This is a genomic window from Aliiglaciecola lipolytica (assembly GCF_018860635.1).
Taxonomy (GTDB): Bacteria; Pseudomonadota; Gammaproteobacteria; order Enterobacterales; family Alteromonadaceae; genus Aliiglaciecola; species Aliiglaciecola lipolytica_A.
Genome location: NZ_JAHKPT010000025.1, coordinates 360,130 through 378,484, shown reverse-complemented (window position 1 = coordinate 378,484; position 18,355 = coordinate 360,130). Strand labels below are relative to the sequence as shown.

General features: G+C 40.7%; 20 protein-coding genes. 14 read left to right on the top strand and 6 right to left on the bottom strand.

The features are described from left to right. Positions 1-66: 66 nt before the first annotated feature. Positions 67-1,404 (bottom strand): magnesium transporter, encoded by a 1,338-nt coding sequence (locus tag KO530_RS14160; protein WP_216049090.1) that lies wholly within the window; start codon positions 1,402-1,404, stop codon positions 67-69. Between the two features lie 16 nt (positions 1,405-1,420). Continuing rightward, positions 1,421-2,410, bottom strand: coding sequence for a zinc transporter ZntB (locus KO530_RS14155; protein ID WP_216049089.1), 990 nt, complete (start codon positions 2,408-2,410; stop codon positions 1,421-1,423). A gap of 362 nt (positions 2,411-2,772) precedes the next feature. Here KO530_RS14155 and KO530_RS14150 point away from each other — a divergent pair, with 362 nt between their 5' ends. Then, entirely contained in the window at positions 2,773-3,285 is a 513-nt protein-coding gene (locus KO530_RS14150; protein ID WP_216049088.1) for a hypothetical protein, read from the top strand. A gap of 77 nt (positions 3,286-3,362) precedes the next feature. On the opposite strand, the gene KO530_RS14145 is transcribed toward KO530_RS14150, so the two are convergent. Further along, positions 3,363-4,193 (bottom strand): mechanosensitive ion channel family protein, encoded by an 831-nt coding sequence (locus tag KO530_RS14145; protein WP_216049087.1) that lies wholly within the window; start codon positions 4,191-4,193, stop codon positions 3,363-3,365. A gap of 289 nt (positions 4,194-4,482) precedes the next feature. Between KO530_RS14145 and rimK the strand changes: the two genes are divergently transcribed. The 12 genes from rimK to KO530_RS14090 all read left to right on the top strand — a co-directional run bounded on the left by rimK (position 4,483) and on the right by KO530_RS14090 (position 15,569). Continuing rightward, entirely contained in the window at positions 4,483-5,388 is a 906-nt protein-coding gene (gene rimK / locus KO530_RS14140) for a 30S ribosomal protein S6--L-glutamate ligase (RefSeq protein ID WP_216049086.1), read from the top strand. Beyond that, positions 5,388-6,416, top strand: coding sequence for a succinylglutamate desuccinylase/aspartoacylase family protein (locus tag KO530_RS14135; protein ID WP_216049085.1), 1,029 nt, complete (start codon positions 5,388-5,390; stop codon positions 6,414-6,416). The genes rimK and KO530_RS14135 overlap by 1 nt, the downstream gene beginning before the upstream one ends. A 16-nt stretch (positions 6,417-6,432) precedes the next feature. Further along, on the top strand, positions 6,433-6,876 hold the full coding sequence (locus tag KO530_RS14130) for an ATP-dependent zinc protease family protein (RefSeq protein ID WP_216049084.1): 444 nt from the start codon (positions 6,433-6,435) through the stop codon (positions 6,874-6,876). Between the two features lie 59 nt (positions 6,877-6,935). Next, positions 6,936-7,058, top strand: coding sequence for a hypothetical protein (locus tag KO530_RS22150; protein ID WP_289847896.1), 123 nt, complete (start codon positions 6,936-6,938; stop codon positions 7,056-7,058). Then, entirely contained in the window at positions 7,048-9,372 is a 2,325-nt protein-coding gene (locus tag KO530_RS14125) for a bifunctional diguanylate cyclase/phosphodiesterase (RefSeq protein WP_216049083.1), read from the top strand. The genes KO530_RS22150 and KO530_RS14125 overlap by 11 nt, the downstream gene beginning before the upstream one ends. Before the next feature lie 148 nt (positions 9,373-9,520). Beyond that, the gene (locus KO530_RS14120) at positions 9,521-10,204 is read left to right on the top strand and encodes a spondin domain-containing protein (protein ID WP_216049082.1); all 684 of its coding nucleotides are present in this window, start codon (positions 9,521-9,523) and stop codon (positions 10,202-10,204) included. A 9-nt stretch (positions 10,205-10,213) separates the two neighbouring features. Continuing rightward, the gene (locus KO530_RS14115) at positions 10,214-10,927 is read left to right on the top strand and encodes a spondin domain-containing protein (protein ID WP_216049081.1); all 714 of its coding nucleotides are present in this window, start codon (positions 10,214-10,216) and stop codon (positions 10,925-10,927) included. An 89-nt stretch (positions 10,928-11,016) separates the two neighbouring features. After that, complete coding sequence (locus KO530_RS14110) at positions 11,017-11,754, top strand: response regulator transcription factor (RefSeq protein WP_216049080.1); 738 nt, start codon at positions 11,017-11,019, stop codon at positions 11,752-11,754. 175 nt (positions 11,755-11,929) lie between these two features. Continuing rightward, positions 11,930-12,121, top strand: coding sequence for a DUF2065 domain-containing protein (locus tag KO530_RS14105; protein ID WP_216049079.1), 192 nt, complete (start codon positions 11,930-11,932; stop codon positions 12,119-12,121). 167 nt (positions 12,122-12,288) lie between these two features. Then, positions 12,289-13,587, top strand: coding sequence for an adenylosuccinate synthase (locus KO530_RS14100; protein WP_216049078.1), 1,299 nt, complete (start codon positions 12,289-12,291; stop codon positions 13,585-13,587). 144 nt (positions 13,588-13,731) lie between these two features. Further along, complete coding sequence (locus tag KO530_RS14095) at positions 13,732-15,141, top strand: aldehyde dehydrogenase family protein (RefSeq protein ID WP_216049077.1); 1,410 nt, start codon at positions 13,732-13,734, stop codon at positions 15,139-15,141. After that, a complete protein-coding gene (locus KO530_RS14090) occupies positions 15,141-15,569 on the top strand; it encodes a VOC family protein (RefSeq protein ID WP_216049076.1) in 429 nt (142 codons plus the stop codon). The genes KO530_RS14095 and KO530_RS14090 overlap by 1 nt, the downstream gene beginning before the upstream one ends. Positions 15,570-15,578: 9 nt before the next feature. Here KO530_RS14090 and KO530_RS14085 read toward each other — a convergent pair whose 3' ends face one another. The 3 genes from KO530_RS14085 to KO530_RS14075 form a co-directional block, all read right to left on the bottom strand. After that, a complete protein-coding gene (locus KO530_RS14085; RefSeq protein WP_216049075.1) occupies positions 15,579-16,259 on the bottom strand; it encodes a YitT family protein in 681 nt (226 codons plus the stop codon). A 500-nt stretch (positions 16,260-16,759) separates the two neighbouring features. Beyond that, positions 16,760-16,960 carry a helix-turn-helix transcriptional regulator gene (locus KO530_RS14080; protein WP_216049074.1) on the bottom strand — a complete coding sequence of 67 codons (201 nt, stop codon included), beginning with the start codon at positions 16,958-16,960 and terminating at the stop codon, positions 16,760-16,762. After that, positions 16,957-17,379 carry a DUF2178 domain-containing protein gene (locus tag KO530_RS14075; RefSeq protein ID WP_216049073.1) on the bottom strand — a complete coding sequence of 141 codons (423 nt, stop codon included), beginning with the start codon at positions 17,377-17,379 and terminating at the stop codon, positions 16,957-16,959. The genes KO530_RS14080 and KO530_RS14075 overlap by 4 nt, the downstream gene beginning before the upstream one ends. Positions 17,380-17,655: 276 nt before the next feature. Here KO530_RS14075 and KO530_RS14070 point away from each other — a divergent pair, with 276 nt between their 5' ends. Beyond that, on the top strand, positions 17,656-18,351 hold the full coding sequence (locus KO530_RS14070) for an esterase/lipase family protein (RefSeq protein WP_216049072.1): 696 nt from the start codon (positions 17,656-17,658) through the stop codon (positions 18,349-18,351). Positions 18,352-18,355: the final 4 nt, after the last annotated feature.

Sequence of the window (18,355 nt, the reverse complement as noted above, 5' to 3'; positions counted from 1 at the left end):
GTTTTATATCACTGCAAAAATTATGATTAAGCAAAAACCATGACAACTTAATTAGATAGTGCGTGATTAGAGTAAGAAGAGTGCTCCTAAACCAAGAAAAGACACAAATCCGACAATGTCAGTGACAGTGGTCAAAATCACTGAGCCAGACAATGCAGGATCTAACTTTAGCTTATCTAACAGCACAGGAACCCCTACGCCAGCCAGAGCAGCGGCACATATATTGACTAAAATTGCACAACCTATTACCAGCCCTAACATTCCACTACCAAACCAATATGACGCGACAGTGGCAATGACTATTGCCCAAATAACCCCATTTAAGCCGCCGACTTTTAGTTCTTTGATCAACAACGCCTTCAGGTTTGCAGCATTTACTTGCTTAAGTGCTAATCCACGAATAATCAAAGTTAAAGTTTGACTACCTGCGATTCCACCCATACTTGCTACTACTGGCATTAAGACCGCAAGTGCCACTACTTGTTGCAAAGTGGCTTCAAATAAACCAATAAACCATGACGCCAAGAAGGCCGTAAGTAAATTAATGCCTAGCCACAATGCCCGATTTTTAGCGCTCTTTTTAACCGAAGAAAAAAGATCCTCATCTTCATCCATACCTGCGCCGGCCATTAATTGGCGCTCATATGATTCATTTAATAATTCACATGCTGAACCAATATCGACCCGCCCTAGAAACTTAAAGTTTTCATCTACCAATGGCAGGCTGGTAAAACCCGAACGTTGAACGCTAAGTGCGGCGCTATTACAATCATCACTGGCTTTAACAATGGTAATATCATCCTCGGCTATATCTGCCAGGGGAGTGTGCTCTGGAGTCGAGTAAATTTTGAAAAGCTTCACCGCTTCAGAATATTGCCCGGCTCTGTTTACCAAATAAATACAATCTGCATAATCAGGAATTTCTCTGCGTAAAAATCGTTTCGCATCGCTGACCTTTGCAGACAAGGGTAAAATCAAGTTTTCTGGGTTGCGCCAATGGCCTATTTGCTCTTCTGAATATTGATTTGCACCTTCGTATAATTGTCTTTGCTTCTTATCCATCGCCTCTAATGCGAGATCCAATAATCGGCTATGCAAAGAATCTGATAGCTCTAGTAGGGATTCAGCATCAACGTCGGTGAATAGTGCTTCTAATTCTTCATCAGGAGTGGCCGCGAGTAAGGTTTCCCTTGGATCGCCACGCATTTCTACCAATACATCGAGTTGCTTATGTCGGGGCAAAGCATGCCACGCGCTAATGCGTTGCTCCAGCGGCAGAGACTCCAATAGCAGTGCTATATCAGCCTCATCTTGAACTGCTATTTTACTATGTATTATCTCGCTATCGGATTCATCATCGAGATTGACGGCTTCGTGGATTAAATCGGAAATTTGATCTGCCATTTTACTTCACCTTAATTTATAACCATTTTTTCCACAGCATGGCTGCCAACATAATTATTGCGACTATCACCATTGACGACGCTAAATAATTAAACGCTTCTGGATTCTCAGTACCTGGTAACCCCGCTACATTCATACCAAATATCCCAGTTAAAAATGACAGCGGAAGAAAAATCGCAGTCACTAGGGATAAAACATACATACGCATTCCTTGCTGCTCAGCGATGCGGTTACGAAGCTCATCTTGCAGTACCATTGAACGTTCTTTAGCTAAATCGAGATCCTCAACATAGCGAGTCATGCGATCGGTCAAATCTCTTAGTTCATAGGCTTGCTCTTGACTAAAGAATTTAGCCATTCTGTATAAGTTGTCTAATGCGTCACGTTGTGGCGCTAGATAACGTCTGACGGCCGCTGATTTTCTGCGCACCATGCTCAGTGCATAACGGTCAGAACTTTCGAGTCCACCTTCCGCTTCAAATGCTGACAGCTCTTCGTCTAGCGCTTCAACGACCTCACTAATTCGACTGGCGATTTTACCTATGAGCAATAAAATAAAGTCAGCAGTATCGGTTGGCGCGTCGCCACTTTCAATCATACTCTTGGTATCTTGGACTGAATATAATATGCGGTCTCTGCGACGAGCCGTAACAACATGATGATCATTAAACCAAATGCGCAGTGACACCATGTCTTCTAATTCGGAATCTGGGTTGTAATTTATGCCACGTAGATAAATCAAAATACCATTGTCTTGTAACAACGCTCTTGGACGAGTTTCTAATGCAGACAATGAGTCACATATCACATCAGATAAGCCTAGCCCTTTCATGGTATCCCATGCGTCAAGGGTGTCAGCTTGGAGATGAACCCAGTTGTAACCAGCGCTGATCTCTGGCGTGAATATATCGGCAGTTTTCCCATCACTACTAACCCCTTTTTCATCAACAAATAGTGACCAAATGAGACTCGTTTGTGATGAATCAAGTTGACTGTGGTTAGACATCTTTATTTCTCCTTTTACAGCTTCTTCGCTACAACGTGATAGTGCCCACAATACAAACGTCCATTTGTGAGAAGGCTGTTTCAACCTTGTGCAGAATAAATATTTGTCGACATTAAATCGAACATGCTTTCTGCTTATCTACATCTACCTAGGTGATAAATAGTGGAGTTCAATAGGTTAATTATAGTCGCGCGATCATCTTCTATTAGGCATATAATAACAATATATTTTGTGGCTTTAGATGCAGTCTTACGAGACTATTTGATTGTGGATTAGGAATGCGCAATAAAATCGCCTAAAACAGCAAACAAAATTAACTTTTACTGTGCTCAAACAGAATAAAATAGGTTTAAGGAAAAGTCGTGAAATTAAGGTTGCTTGTGATACTGGGACTAATGATGTTTCTAACCTCGTTCAAAAGTTCCGCGTTTGTTTTTACCATTTCAGAAAAACAACTAAATGCAGTGCTTTTGCTGAGTTTCCCCATTGTTCGCGAATATCAGGGCGTGGAAGCAACGTTTTATGATCCTAGTGTAAAATTAGACGCACTGGACAAAACCGTCGATATCACTACCACAATAAAAGGCTTACAGGATGGTAAATTGTTTATTGCCCGTGGCACCATCGAGGGCCAGTTTGACTATGATCCGTTAAATCGACACCTCAGAATCGAAAAACCCATTCTCAAAGATTTCAAAATGATTGAAAATCAACTCGAAGATAGTGAGCATGCTGTGCGAACTATTAAACAAACTATTGGACGTAATTTACCAGAGATTATGCTGGTGGACTTCAATCAACTTAAAATGGGCTTTGGTGAGATAGCTCCAAAAGATGTTGATATTACCCCGCAGGGATTAGCTATTACTTTTTAATCGCACAATCTGTGCAGTATTGACTGAATCAGATTGTTGCCTATAACGTCATATCGCGACGAATTTAGGCTCTTCAATTAACTGCTTGAAGGTTGAATTTTATTAAATTCAATAAACCATAATTCCATAAACTCTTGCATGATCTTTTGTTCGATTTCTATCGCTCTTTCTGTGGGACAAAAAATAGTACAGCGAATTTCAGTGTGACCTACATTGTTGGTGGACACTTCAATGACAGGTTCTGGCCCAGGTATTTTAACATCTAGTCTTCGCTCAATTATTTGATTGTAACGGGTTGCCACTTCGTAGAAATCTGCGCATTGTTGCTGAGCTTTTTCTCGCAAATTTTCAATGATTAAGTAAGGGTTAATGTCTTCATCACGGGTAATGGTAAAGTGATGAGTAACATAGCGCTTTAAGAAGTTTAGGTTTTTGATAGGGCTGCTAATCAACCTATTGTTCGGTACAAACAAGGTTTTACCTGAGTATTGATAACGATCGATGTCCACTTCCAACATAGTGGTTTTAACCCAGTCGATGGCTGATACTTCACCAGCGAAACCGTCAACTTGAATCCAATCGCCAATCCTAAACGGACGCGTAGACATCACGTAAAAGAATCCAATAATACACTGAATAAATTCTCTCGTTGCAATCACAATTGCCACAGCAAATGCAGCGATGGAAAGAGCAAAATTTTGAATTTCATTTATCCAAAAGCTGAGTAGTAATACGATCAAAATGAAATTCAGTAAGTTTTTAATATTACTTACTAAATAGCGTTTATCTTGACGCTTTTTCTTGGCCCTAGAGCGCACTAAGCTAACTAACAGGTATTTGAGAGAAATCAACACAATGGCAACCGCCAAAGTGGAAATTAAACGATGTTGGTAAATCAATTCGATCATGTTGAGAATGAATTATCCTTGGTTTATGCAGTTTTATGGTTTGCAGGCGTACCGAAATTATAACTGCTAGGCTACATGACACTGCGGATTAGTACAAAACGTTTATTTATTGCACCTTCAAAGAGGAAAAATAGACATTCAAATTTAGAATGTTTTTATGCCTTCTAGAGACTATTCTTTTAATTCGTCAAAGGGGTGTTTAAATCACGCCATCAGCCCATTAAAAGTGCTTTGTAGTTTAGCTAAAGCTAAGTACTATAGGGCCCAGTTTATTATACGGAGTTTTACAATGCGTATCGCTATATTATCGCGAAATCCTAACCTTTATTCTACCAAAAGACTAAAGGAGGCCGGCGAATCGCGGGGACATACAGTTGATATTGTCGATACCATGCATTGTTATATGGATGTCACCAGTAGTCGACCATCAGTTCGTTATAAAGGTCGTGCTTTACCTAAGTATGATGCGGTTATTCCTCGAATTGGCGCGTCTGTTACTTTTTACGGTACTTCGGTTGTAAGACAATTTGAAATGATGGGCACGTTTTCCATAAACGAATCCGTTGCGATTAGTCGTTCTAGAGATAAATTACGCTCATTGCAATTGTTATCTCGCAAGGGTATTGGGATGCCAAGAACAGGTTTTGCTAATCATCCAGACCGGATCGACGATTTGATTAAAAACGTTGGTGGCGCACCAGTGGTCATTAAATTGCTAGAAGGAACCCAAGGTATTGGGGTGGTGCTAGCTGAAACTCAAAAAGCAGCGGAATCGATTATCGAAGCTTTTATGGGACTCAACGCCAGTATTTTAGTCCAAGAGTTTATTAAAGAGGCAGGCGGTTCAGATATTCGTTGTTTAGTGGTGGGTGGAAAAGTGATAGCCGCCATGAAACGTCAGGCGGCCGATGGCGAGTTTCGTTCAAATCTGCATCGTGGTGGAACCGCGAAAATAGTCAGATTATCTCCCGAAGAACGCAAAACAGCGGTAGATGCAGCTAAAACCATGGGATTGAATATGTGTGGCGTTGATTTGTTGCGTTCTAACAATGGCCCTGTTGTGATGGAAGTTAACTCGTCCCCAGGACTCGAAGGAATTGAAAAGGCAACCAACAAAGATATTGCTGGCATGATCATTGAGTTTCTCGAAACCAATGCCAAGCCCAATAGCACTAGAACCAAAGGTAAGGGCTAATGGAGCAACTCATTATAGGTGGCGTTGAAATTCTACCGGGTGAGAAAAAGCACGTACATATTGAAATGCCACCTCTTTATACCGATACCAATATGTCTATTCCCGTATATGTGCAAAGAGGAAGACGACCGGGACCAACTATTTTCGTCAGTGCCGCAATTCATGGTGACGAATTAAATGGGATTGAAATTGTTGGTCGCTTGATTCGCAATCGCTCAATAAAAAATTTACGCGGCACCTTAATTGCTGTGCCTATGGTGAATGTTTATGGCGTTTTGAATCAAAGCCGTTATTTACCCGATAGACGTGACTTGAACCGTAGTTTCCCCGGTAGCAAAAAAGGCTCTCTGGCCGGCCGAATCGCGCACACTTTTTTGAAAGAAGTAGTGGCAAAGTGTGATGTCGGGATAGACTTGCACACAGGGGCAATCCATCGCAGTAATTTACCCCAAGTTCGCGCTAATTTGGATGATGAAGACACGCTAAATATGTGTAAGGCATTTGGTTTACCAGTCATGCTCAATGCTGATATCCGCGATGGCTCATTGCGTCAAGCTGCCGCTGACTTAGGTGTAAAAGTGGTATTATACGAAGCTGGTCAGGCACTTAGATACGATGAATTTTCTATTCGTGCGGGCGTCAAAGGTATTATCAATATAATGCGCGACATCGGCATGTTGAATAAAAGTAGCTCGAAAAAAGAACATGATATTGAGCCTTTTATAGCTCGCCAAAGTGGCTGGGTAAGAGCCCATGAAAGTGGCTTTGTACAGCATATTGCGCAGCTTGGTGATCATGTAGAAAAGGGCGACCCTTTAGCCAGAATTGCCGATCCCTTTGGCAATGAATTAGGCACGCTACTGTGCCCAGCTGAAGGCATTGTTATCGGTAAGCAAAATATTCCATTGGCCCAAGAAGGTGAAGCCATGTATCACGTTGCCTATTTTAAAAAGCCGGATACAGTCGCTGAAAATGTTGAATTGCTACAAGACAACTTAGTATTGAATGAAGCCCCAATGGTTTATTAAACGGGAACGTTAAAATATGCAGACATACCAAAATATGCCAGTAATTGGTGCTTTAGAGCTTTGTAACTTACCTGAATTAGCTATTCAGAATTTAAATATTCGAGTGGATACCGGCGCGACAACCTCTTCTTTGCATGTTGATGATATTGAAGAGTTTGAAAAAGACGGTGAAACCTGGGTGAGTTTTAACATTCATCCAGACATACACGATGTAAATGACATTGTTAGGCGGGAAGCCAAAGTGGAGGCTGTGCGTAAAGTAAAAAGCTCTACTGCAACACGAGAACGTCGTTACTTAATTGAAACGCTTTTAGAAATAGCCGGTGCGTCTTGGAAAATTCATCTTAGCCTTACTGACCGTTCGGAGATGACCTATTTGATGTTGCTAGGCCGAGAAGCTATGAGTGGGCGATTAGTGGTAAATCCTGGGGAAGAGTATTTGCTTGGAACTAATCCGTAATGCAAACTGCCCGTCAGTTGGCGTTCAGTTTTGCGCTATGATGCACTGCAGGAATGGCTTTGGAAATTGCTGTTAGTGCTGAAAACACAATTGTTGCTATTTATTTATTAAGTAAACCGAGGGAGCCTCGCGTATATTTGGCGCTGGAAACTTTGGAAAAGTGGTTATTTGATGTCGGTTAAATCGTTAAAACAACATATTTTTAGGTTATCAAGTGGGTTGGTGTTGCTGTGTGCGATCGCCATTCTGACCAACGTTTGGATATCAACGATTGACCAAGCGAAGTTGCAGTTAGCAAATAATCTTAAAGTCGCCGAATCAGTATTTACCCAAGTACTTGATGCCAGAGAGGACCTGTTGATTAGTTCAGCTGAGGTACTCACTTCTGATTATGGATTCAAAACTGCTATAGGTAGTCAAGATAGTCCAACTATTGATAGTGTTCTGAGTAATCATACAAAGCGTATTTCAGCAGATTTAATGGCCCTGATATCTCTTGACGGCACTGTTACCAACAGTACCTCTGGGCGTTTAATTGTAGGCAATGAATTTCCTTTTCCGCAATTTATAGAACAAGCTGTTTATGAAGGTGGTGCTAGCGAAATTTTGCTGATAAATGATAAATTATATCAAGCAATACTATTGCGGGTAAGAGTTCCTGGGGCACCAGCTGTCGCTCTGGTGGGCTTTGAAATAGATAGAAGTGTACTGGATTTGATGAAAAGTATTACCCAGTTAGATGCCACCATCAAAGTCTATCGTGACCAACAACAAGTGTTTGTCACCTCCACCTTAGCTAAAGAAGCTGTTGACGCTAGTGTAATGTTTGAAAACCAGGATATTTCTTGGTTTAAATTGTCTTTTATGCCAGAGCATCAAATCATATCTAAGTCATTTTTGCTGAAGGAACGAGAAAACGGTCAGATATGGGCCATGATGTCAGAAGATTCTGAACGATTGTTTGGCGAATTCAATCAATTGCAAATCAAAGTAAGCGTTATTGCATTGTTAAGTGTGCTTTTAGCTTTAATACTTGGTGCGCTGGTGGCACGAAAATTATCCAAGCCTTTGGGGAAGTTGTCTTTCGTGGCACACAAAATCGCGGCCGGAAATTATGAACAGCCCATTGATATAAAGGCTAACACCGTTGAAATTGATGAGTTGGCGTCTTCCTTTCAAACTATGCAAGCCAATATTCATGAACGGCAAAAACAAATCAGTTATCAAGCCAGCCATGACTTGCTGACAGATTTACAAAATAGGTACCAGATCAGAGATGTGATAGCTAAAAAGTTTGCGACCAATCAACAGTTTCAAGTTATTGGAGCCAACATTATAGGTTTTAGAGGTGTTAACGATATTTTCGGTTATCAAAGTGGCGACGACTGTCTACAGACCATTGCCAGTCGTTTTAAACAACTCGGTGGCGAAAGTGCAAGATTGAATGGTGGGGAGTTTTTGTGGATCCCTGAAACTCCTTTGTCACTGGAAAAACTAAAAGATATCCAAAAAGAAATCGAATTGCCGATCATAATTGATGAAGTTGTGATGAATATTAAATTGGCAATGGGCATGTTGTGTTGTCCCGAAAACTGTGACGATACCGAAAGTGTGTTTAAACGACTCAATATTTCATTGGATGAAGCGCGTATATCTCCTAGCTTACTCGTTAAGTACCAAGACGATTTTGAAAAACGTTATACCCGACGATTAGCCATAATATCAGAACTAAAATATGCACTGGTGTCGGCTAAATCTGAGTTAAACATGGTTTACCAACCAAAATTAGACTTAAAAACAGGTCAGGTAACCCACGCCGAAGCATTGATTCGCTGGAACAGCAAGTCGTTAGGATTTGTGCCGCCCGATGAATTCATTGGTATTGCAGAACAAGCAGGCCTTATTGGACAGGTAACCGACTACGTGATTCGCACGGCGATAATGGATGCAAAGCGGGTGTCTGAGAGTGGGCTGGATATTTGTATTGCCATTAATTTGTCTGCTAAAGATATCCTTAATCCAAATTTACTTGGTGCTGTCGAGCGTCATTTAAAACACTATAAAGTGGCAGCAAGCCAATTGTCATTTGAAATCACAGAAAGTGATTTGGTCGCCGATCCACAAAAAGCAGTAATAGAATTAAATAAATTCAGAGAAGTCGGGTTTTCATTAGCGATCGACGATTTTGGTACTGGTTATTCTTCACTGGCCTATTTGAAACAATTGCCGGTTTCCGAACTCAAAATTGATAAGAGCTTTGTTTTAAACTTGGCAGATCAAAGCAGTGATCAACAAATTGTACAAACGATATTGGAATTGGCGCATAACTTTAACTTAGGTGTTATTGCCGAGGGAGTCGAAAACCAAGAAACCCTTAAATTATTAAGAAAGTGGGGCTGTGATTGGGTGCAGGGCTACCATGTTTGTAGGCCGATAGCGGTTGAAGATATGATTGAGTGGTGTTTGCAAAATAAACCAACTAACTGGTTTGAATAAAAACTGCTATTTGTAAAAAACCGTAATTCACTGGAAATTTCTCGCATTTGATGATGATTTGAAGGTTTCGTCATTCTTTCGTGATACTTTCGGGATAATTTCCGTCCAGAATTCTTCTCGTCAACTAACTTATTGTCGAGGAAAATTTATGAAAACAAGTACTAAAATGCTTACCGCTAGCCTACTGACCGTTGCTATGCAACCTGCATGGTCTGCTGACCTTACCGTTGAAATCCAAAATCTTACCCAAGGTATCTATTTCACTCCTTTACTAGTAGCTGCGCATACGCCTGAAGCTAGTCTGTTTGAATTAGGTGAAACTGCTTCTGCTGAAATTGAAGCTATGGCTGAGATGGGAAGTTTAGACGGGCTAATGAGTATCGGAACTTCGGTTAATGCCAATATGGTAGCCGACCCCGCTGGTGGTTTACTCGCCCCATCATTATCTATAAGCACAGCTCTTACTACTGATGATTCCAATACAGTATTATCTATTACCGGAATGATTTTGCCATCCAATGATGGGTTTGTTGGACTCGATAATTGGCCTATTCCTAGCGAAGCTGGAACCTATACTTTCTACTTAAATGCTTATGATGCTGGTACAGAAGCAAATGACGAATTGCGTACTAGTATGCCTGTGCCTCCTCCACTTGACCCGCTATTAGGCAGCAATGGTTCTGGAGTGACGAGTGAAGAGTCGAACAGTACCGTTCACGTTCACCGAGGTAATATCGGGGATGCAGAAACGGATGGTGGTACAAGCGATATAGTGAATAGCATTCATCGTTGGTTAAACCCGGTTGCCAAAGTTACTGTAACCGTAAACTAGGAGGCTGTTATGTTGCAATTATTTAAAAACAAGCCGCTACGTTTGGCTATTCTTGCCTCTATTACTCTTGGTTTAGTTGCCTGTAATGATGACGATGATCCTGAAACCCCATTACCGCCTGTGGCCGTGGATGTGACTTATCAAGTTACGGTAACTAATCTAACCAATGGACAGCCACTATCACCGATTGCTGTAATACTGCACTCAGATGATAACCTTTGGATGATTGGTGATTCTGCGTCAGTTGAGTTAGAAACTATGGCTGAATCTGGCGACAACTCAAGCCTGCTTGGTTTACCCATGGTTTTAGCTTCTGCCTCTGGTGATGCACCTGTAGGTCCTGGTGTTAGTGAAACCTTTGAAGTGAATATAGAGGACGTCACCGATGCTAAACTAACCGTTGCGACAATGTTAGTGAATACAAATGATGCTTTTACCGGTCTTAATGCTTGGGATTTATCTCAATTAGCTGTTGGAGATACTTGGAAAGGCGCAATGGCTGCATATGACGCGGGCACTGAAGGTAATTCTGAAGCTGCTGGGACTATTCCTGGACCTGCTGATGGTGGTGTCGGTTTTGAAGATGCGCGCGACGATGTTGATTACGTAGCAATGCATCCTGGAGTGGTTACTTCAGCTGATAACTTAGCCACATCGGTGTTGGATTCTCAACATAAATTCGACAACCCTGTAATCAGTATTAGTGTGACTCGAATCGAATAATAGGGCTACACTCAGTTAACTCTAGTCAATCGAGCTCTAGTAAATTGCAAGATGCTAGAGTTAACTTTGTATTTTTTAGGTAGTGTAAAATGACAGATAATGTGCTCTTGGTAGAAGACGATAACGATATTGCAAATTTGATTCGACTTAATTTATCCGAATTAGGCATTGAAACTACGCATATTGATAATGGTAAAGCTGCCTTAGAGTGTGCACTTAACGATGATTATTCGTTAATGATTTTAGATGTCATGCTGCCACAGATAAGTGGATTGGATATTTGTCGTCAGGTCAGAGATAAGAAACCTCAACAAGCGATTATCATGTTAACGGCAAAAAACTCAGAAACTGATCGTGTATTAGGGTTGGAGCTAGGTGCCGATGACTACATGACAAAACCTTTCAGCGTTAGGGAATTACAAGCAAGGGTGCGTTCGCAGCTCAGAAAAGTCGCACTGCTAGCTGATGCCGGTCGTTACATCGAACCTGAAACTGATAAACCATTGACCATAGGTAGTTTGGTGATTAATCAAAAAAATCACTTAGTACTGTTTGATAATGCAGCCCTGGATCTCACCGCTACAGAATTTGAGTTACTTTTTCATTTGGCCAGTCACCCAAATCAGGTTTTCAGTCGCAGTCAGTTACTTGAGTCAGTTTGGGGATACCATCACAGTGGTTATGAACACACAGTGAATTCTCATATAAACCGTCTTAGAGCTAAGATTGAAGAAGATGCTACTTCCCCGCAAATTGTGCAAACTGTTTGGGGCGTCGGTTACAAATTTAACCCTGAAGGTGTCCATAAATATGCGACAAACAATTGATTTATAAATATAAGTAAATGTTTTTTAATTCCAATTTAATATGATTACGTCGTTTAATTTTAGTCAATATAAGGCATACTAGGCGTCGCAAATTATTGACACTGTTTACCTTTGACCCTTTTTTATCAGCGCAATGTCAATTCTTAAAGATTAACTAATTCATAGGGAAGTGACTTTGGGCAACACTATACTTATCGCTTTTTCGCTAGTCCTCGTGATAGAGGGTATTGGACCTATGTTGTTTCCTAAACGTTGGAAAAGTTATATCTATCAAATTGCCACTCAACCAAATGAACAACTTCGCACTATTGGTGGTGTGATGGTGACTATAGGTGTAGTCAGCCTGTTCTTCCTACTTGAAAAATAAAATGGCGAAAAGTGTGTAAATTTGTTGTTTTTAGACGCTGCAAACATCTTTTTACTGAAAAATTACGATAAGTTAGCAATAAACCCCAGAGAAATTGAAAAAACGGATGATTTATCAACACAAATTTTGGTAGAATCCACGCCTAATTTCCTGACAGTTTTTCTTCAATGGCTAAAAATGTTGTAGTGCTCGGTACCCAATGGGGTGACGAGGGTAAAGGTAAAGTAGTAGATTTACTCACAGATCAAGCGACCTATGTTGTCCGTTATCAAGGTGGACATAATGCAGGTCATACGCTCGTAATCGACGGCGAAAAAACCGTTCTTCACTTAATTCCTTCCGGTGTTTTACGCGACAATATTACCTGTGTCATAGGTAATGGTGTGGTGTTGAGTCCAGAAGCGTTATTTAAAGAAATGAAAATGCTTGAAGACCGAGGAATCCCGGTAAAAGAGCGTTTGGTTATCAGTGAAGCCTGCCCGTTAATTCTTCCCTACCATATAGCTGTAGATATGGCTCGAGAAGAAGCGCGCGGAGCTAAAGCAATAGGCACAACTGGTCGTGGTATAGGTCCAGCTTATGAAGACAAGGTTTCTCGTCGCGGCTTACGTGTGGGAGATTTGTTTAATGCTGAAGACTTCGCTGTTAAACTGAAAGAAATTCTTGAATATCACAACTTTGTACTGACTCAGTATTATAAAGCTGAACCTGTGGATTTTGATACCGTATTAAAAGATGCCCTAGCGGTAGCCGACGTATTAAAATCAATGGTTGTTGATGTCACTGACGTATTGGATAAAGCCAGATTGCGTGGTGATGCCATTATGTTTGAAGGGGCACAAGGAACTTTACTCGATATCGATCACGGTACCTATCCTTATGTGACTTCATCGAACACCACTGTCGGTGGTGTGGCAACCGGTTCTGGTTTTGGTCCTCTTAATCTAGATTATGTACTAGGTATCGTAAAAGCCTACACCACTCGAGTTGGTTCAGGGCCTTTTCCAACTGAATTAGATTGTGAAGTTGGTCAACATCTTGGTATCAAAGGCCACGAGTTTGGTGCGACTACAGGTCGTAAACGTCGTACGGGTTGGTTTGACGCTGTAGCCATGAAACGTGCTGTTCAAATTAACTCAATTACAGGTTTCTGTTTAACCAAACTAGATGTGCTTGATGGTTTAGAAGAATTGAAGATTTGTATTGGTTACAAACAGGCTGATGGCTCAGTAAAAGACGTGCCTCCTATGGCTGCAGATGATTACGAATTGATCACACCTGTTTATGAATCTATGCCAGGTTGGAGCGAAAACTCCTATGGTGTAACCAACTATGATGATTTACCAGACGCTGCGCAAAAATACATTAAGCGTATTGAGGAAATCACTGGGGTACCAATAGATATTATTTCAACAGGCCCTGACAGAAACGAGACGATTATTTTACGTCATCCATTTTCTGCATAAACCTTGTTGTTCGCTATCATAAAGCCGCTTTTAAGCGGCTTTTTTTATGGCGCAATTATTAACAATAATTCATCATAACCATTGCATAATTCGGTTATAGCTACATGTGTAGTTATAGATACTTGAAAATTTTATGAGGTGCTTATGAATACTGCCAGTCAAGATACTGGAAAACCTGCGCAATCTAGCGATATTCAGGACTTAGTGTTGGGAATACGTGAAGTGTTTGCCAGTGGCTACAGTAAAGAGTATCAGTGGCGAGTAGAGCAGCTCAAGCAACTGGAGTTATTAATCCATGAGAAACAGGATGTTTTACTTGCAGCCCTAGAACAAGATTTGGGGAAATGTAAAACAGAAGCATGGATATCTGAATTAGGCTTTGTGCTAGGAGATATTCAACATACTCTTAAGCACTTAAAAAAATGGATGAAACCCCGAAAGAAATCTACTCCACTGGGGGCGCAACCGGGGAAAAGTTATATCTTGCCTGAACCCCTTGGAACTATTTTAATCATTGGTGCTTGGAATTATCCCTTTCAATTGCTTCTTGCACCTTTGGTGGCAGCGATAGCAGCGGGTAATTGTGCCGTTCTAAAACCTTCAGAGTTAGCCGCTAACATGTCTAAACTCTTAGCTGAACTCATTCCTGAATACCTTGATAATAATGCCTTTGCGGTGGTGGAAGGGGCTGTTGATGAAACCACAGAATTGTTAGCCCAACGATTTGACCACATTTTTTATACCGGCGGTGAAGCGGTAGGGAAAATAGTAATGTCAGCTGCGGCTAAACACCTCACGCCAGTCACACTCGAACTGGGAGGGAAAAGTCCCTGCATTGTCGATAATTCGGCGAATATTGACGTTACTGCGGCGAGAATAGTTTGGAGTAAATGGATGAATGCCGGGCAAACCTGCGTGGCACCTGACTATGTTCTGGTTGATAAGAGCATAGCAGACCAATTGTTGGTGGCGATTGAGAGAAAAATAACGGCGTTTTATGGGGCGGCAGCTGAAACGAGTAAAGATTATGGCAAAATTATCAACCAACGACATTTTCAGCGTTTAGCTAATTATTTAGAAGGTCAAAATGTGGTTTTTGGTGGCAAGCAAAACATTCAAACGGGTTACTTCGAGCCGACTTTGGTTCTTAATCCGCCGTTAGACAGTGAGCTAATGCAACAAGAAATATTTGGACCAATCTTACCTATAGTCACATTAGATTCAATTGACCAAGCGATTCCTTTTGTTAACGAGCGATCTAAACCTCTGGCTTTGTACGTGTACACAAACAACGATGATTATGCGCAAAAAGTGTTGCATCAGACGTCAGCTGGCAATGTCTGTGTTAACGATGGATTTATGTTTATGACCAATCCTGACCTACCTTTTGGCGGTGTCGGTAATAGTGGGATGGGAAGTTATCATGGTCAATCTGGCTTTGACCGTTTAAGCCATTTGAAAACGGTGATGGAGCGTAGTTTTAAATTTGATGTTAGTTTGCGTTACCCACCTTTTAGTAAATTCAAATTATCAATTTTGAAAAGGATTTTATAATGAACGACAGTGATATCCGTCCCTTTCATTTAGCTATTCCGGTCGACGATTTGCAACAAGCTGAGCGTTTTTATGGGGAGGTTATTGGTTGCTCGAAAGGACGGCAAAGCGAACAATGGATAGATTGGAATTTTTTTGGACATCAGTTGGTTACACATTTGGTTGAAAATATGCCCTCAGCAGCCAAACCCAATGAAGTGGATAATAAATCCGTTCCTGTACCGCACTTTGGCGTGGTGTTGAGTATGCAAGATTGGCACGCATTAGCTGAGCGAATGCAACAACACAATACCGATTTCGTTATTCAGCCATACGTGAGATTTGCCGGACAAGTTGGCGAACAAGCTACAATGTTCTTTCTTGATCCTAGCGGCAATGCTTTAGAATTTAAGGCGTTTAATGATTTACAACAATTGTTTGCGGTTTAAATAGTAAAACTAATTACCTGAAGACTGTATTGTCTCATCAAACATGAGTTCTTGCTGAGCAGTCGCTTCGGGTTGTTTCTTCTTTACCTTTTTAGTCGCAGTGTATCGACCTGGAATGTGGTTTACTGCGATTAAAATATTTAACGTAACTGCGCCTAAAACTGACAATACAACGATATTGAATTCAAACATCAACAGCGATGACAACAGAATAATACAATCAGCCACTAAACCAATGTGACCCGCTCGAAGATTAAATTTATTTTGCAGATAAAGAGCTAAAATTCCCAGCCCACCTAGGCTTGATTTATGTCTAAACATGATCAACATGCCAATACCGATGAGCATGCCGCCTACAGTTGCCGCAAACACTGGGTTAAGATCAGAAATGACAATAAAGTGATCCATATATTCTGTCATTAGCGACACCAAAGTTACCGAGATAAAGGTATTGACGGTGAAACGTTTACTGAGCTTTGTCCATGCTAAAAAATAAAAAGGGATGTTGACGACAAAGAACACAACACCAAAACTAAAGGGTACAAAATGTGTTCCTATGATTGCGATTCCGGCACTACCACCCGTTAAAATTCCCTGAGTTCCGAAAAATACAACGCCTAAGGATACGAATATACCTGCACTGAAAAGTGCCAAAACATCTTCGTAGAATCGGTGTGTAGGGAATGGCATAGCTGATGGTTTTCCTTTTCTCAATGGGGGTTCTGGAATTTGCCGCAAGTGTACCGCAATTAGCTCAGCTTAAAAGCTTGAAGAGATTATGATGCGGTGGAATTTTGACCGTTTAAGTATCGCTTTCTTTACGACTCTTTACACTAGGGTAAACGGACTGTATATAAGATGTAACTATGCATTGGCAAACGCTAATAATGTCCCAGAATTACAATTTTTTGTCCCAATTTTAATACTTTGCTTGTCCCAAAATTATAAGTTCATGTCCCAAAATTATAAATTGGTGCTCCAATTCTCATGGTGTCGCTTAATTAAAATACATGGATAAATACGACTAAGTGCTTTTCCATCTTTGGAAAATATCGTTTCTTTTCAAAAATTGGGTATCAAAGGTATTTTATAGGTATGTAAGCACTAACTTTTTAGTGCTTCATTTATCTAAAAGGTGCAGCTAAATTACCTATATTAAACCCTAAGTTAACTGGCAGCACCTAGCAGCGTTAATCTGAATATTCATCATCAAATATTTCTTCAATGGGCATACTAAAAAGCCTCGCAGCTTTAAACGCCAAAGGTAAACTGGGATCAAATTTACCTTTCTCAATTGCGTTTATAGTCTGCCGAGATACATCTAATGCATCGGCTAAATCAGCTTGCGTCCAGTCACGCTCAGCCCGCAATACTTTTAGACGATTTTTCACATGTATCTCCTATAACCAATGGCCACTGCAATGCCGTAACTTATCCCCATGACAAATAAAATATTAGACGGGTTAGGAGAGTGAGATATTAGGCGTACTGCTTCTAACAATCCGTACATGGCTCCAAAGACCATACTTACACCCAATGAGATTGCCATCGCTTCCAATTGTATCTTCCGTTGCATTTCATCCATACAGATTAAATGTTGTTTATTTGCGATTATCATTTTGAAACCAAATCCAAGGTTGATGAAAATAGCAATAAGCGTGAAAGTAGTTGCATAATCCCAAAAAAATTTGGGGCCAAATGCCACTAACGCCAAGCTTAATACCCAACAAGATGTCCAAACGAAAAGTTGCTTTGTCGCTGATTTCCCTCTTTGCTTAATATTTTGAGAGTCGTTTTTTATGGAATTCATATGTATGCCTCATTTGATATATAGTAAATTACACTTTACTTTATGGAAAGTGTAGATGTCTTTTATGCTGAGGTCAAGCATGCTTTACAAAATGTTTGGCTTTATTGATATTTCCCGATGCAGAGCTCACTTTAAAGCTCGGTCAAGTGCCCATTGGCTGCAACATATGAGACCTCATATTTTAAAATGTTTTTTCCGCGCTGCACTAAAGTACTATAGCCAATTAACATTTCATTAACTAAAAATAGAGGCTCTACTAACTCACGAGTTCTAACTATGAAAATTCATTTTACTTTGTTCGTAATGTTAATGTCGTTTGCCACTTTTAATACATTTGCAAGCAGTTGCAAAGATGCTGTTGTGCTAGTGCATGGAAATACTGCGTCTCCGGATAGCTGGGACAATACCTATGAGCTGTTGCTCGATGCTGGTTATTCATCGTCAGAAATATTTCGCCCAGATTGGGGATCAAAATCCTGTGCAGTTTGTAATAATCACTCTGGGAGTGAAGAAACACCAGTGAATCAAGCCATCACCAATGCCATAGCAAGTTCTTGTACGGGGAAAATTGATGTTATTGGCCATTCCATGGGAGTCACATTAGCAGCTCAACAGATTTCTAAATTAGCGGTATCGAGCAGTGTAGATACATTTGTTGGTATTGCAGGAGCTGTGCGTGGACTTTGGTCATGCGGCGTTTATCCATTTAATGTTTGGAATTCTACTTGCGGATATTATGGGTTGTCGGTGCAAAGTCCGTTTCTAGATAGCCTCTACGGTACGCCTTTAGGTGCTAAAGTATACTCCATAAAAAGCAACATCGATCAGATAGTGTGTAGCACAGGTGTTTGTTCTGTGGGGGGCGTTCATAGCAGCAGTATTTGGAATGAAGACGCAAGTTATACCTATATGTTAGGGCATTTTGGATTACAAACTGATACGGCTAATCAACAAGTAAACTTGATTCAGTAATTGA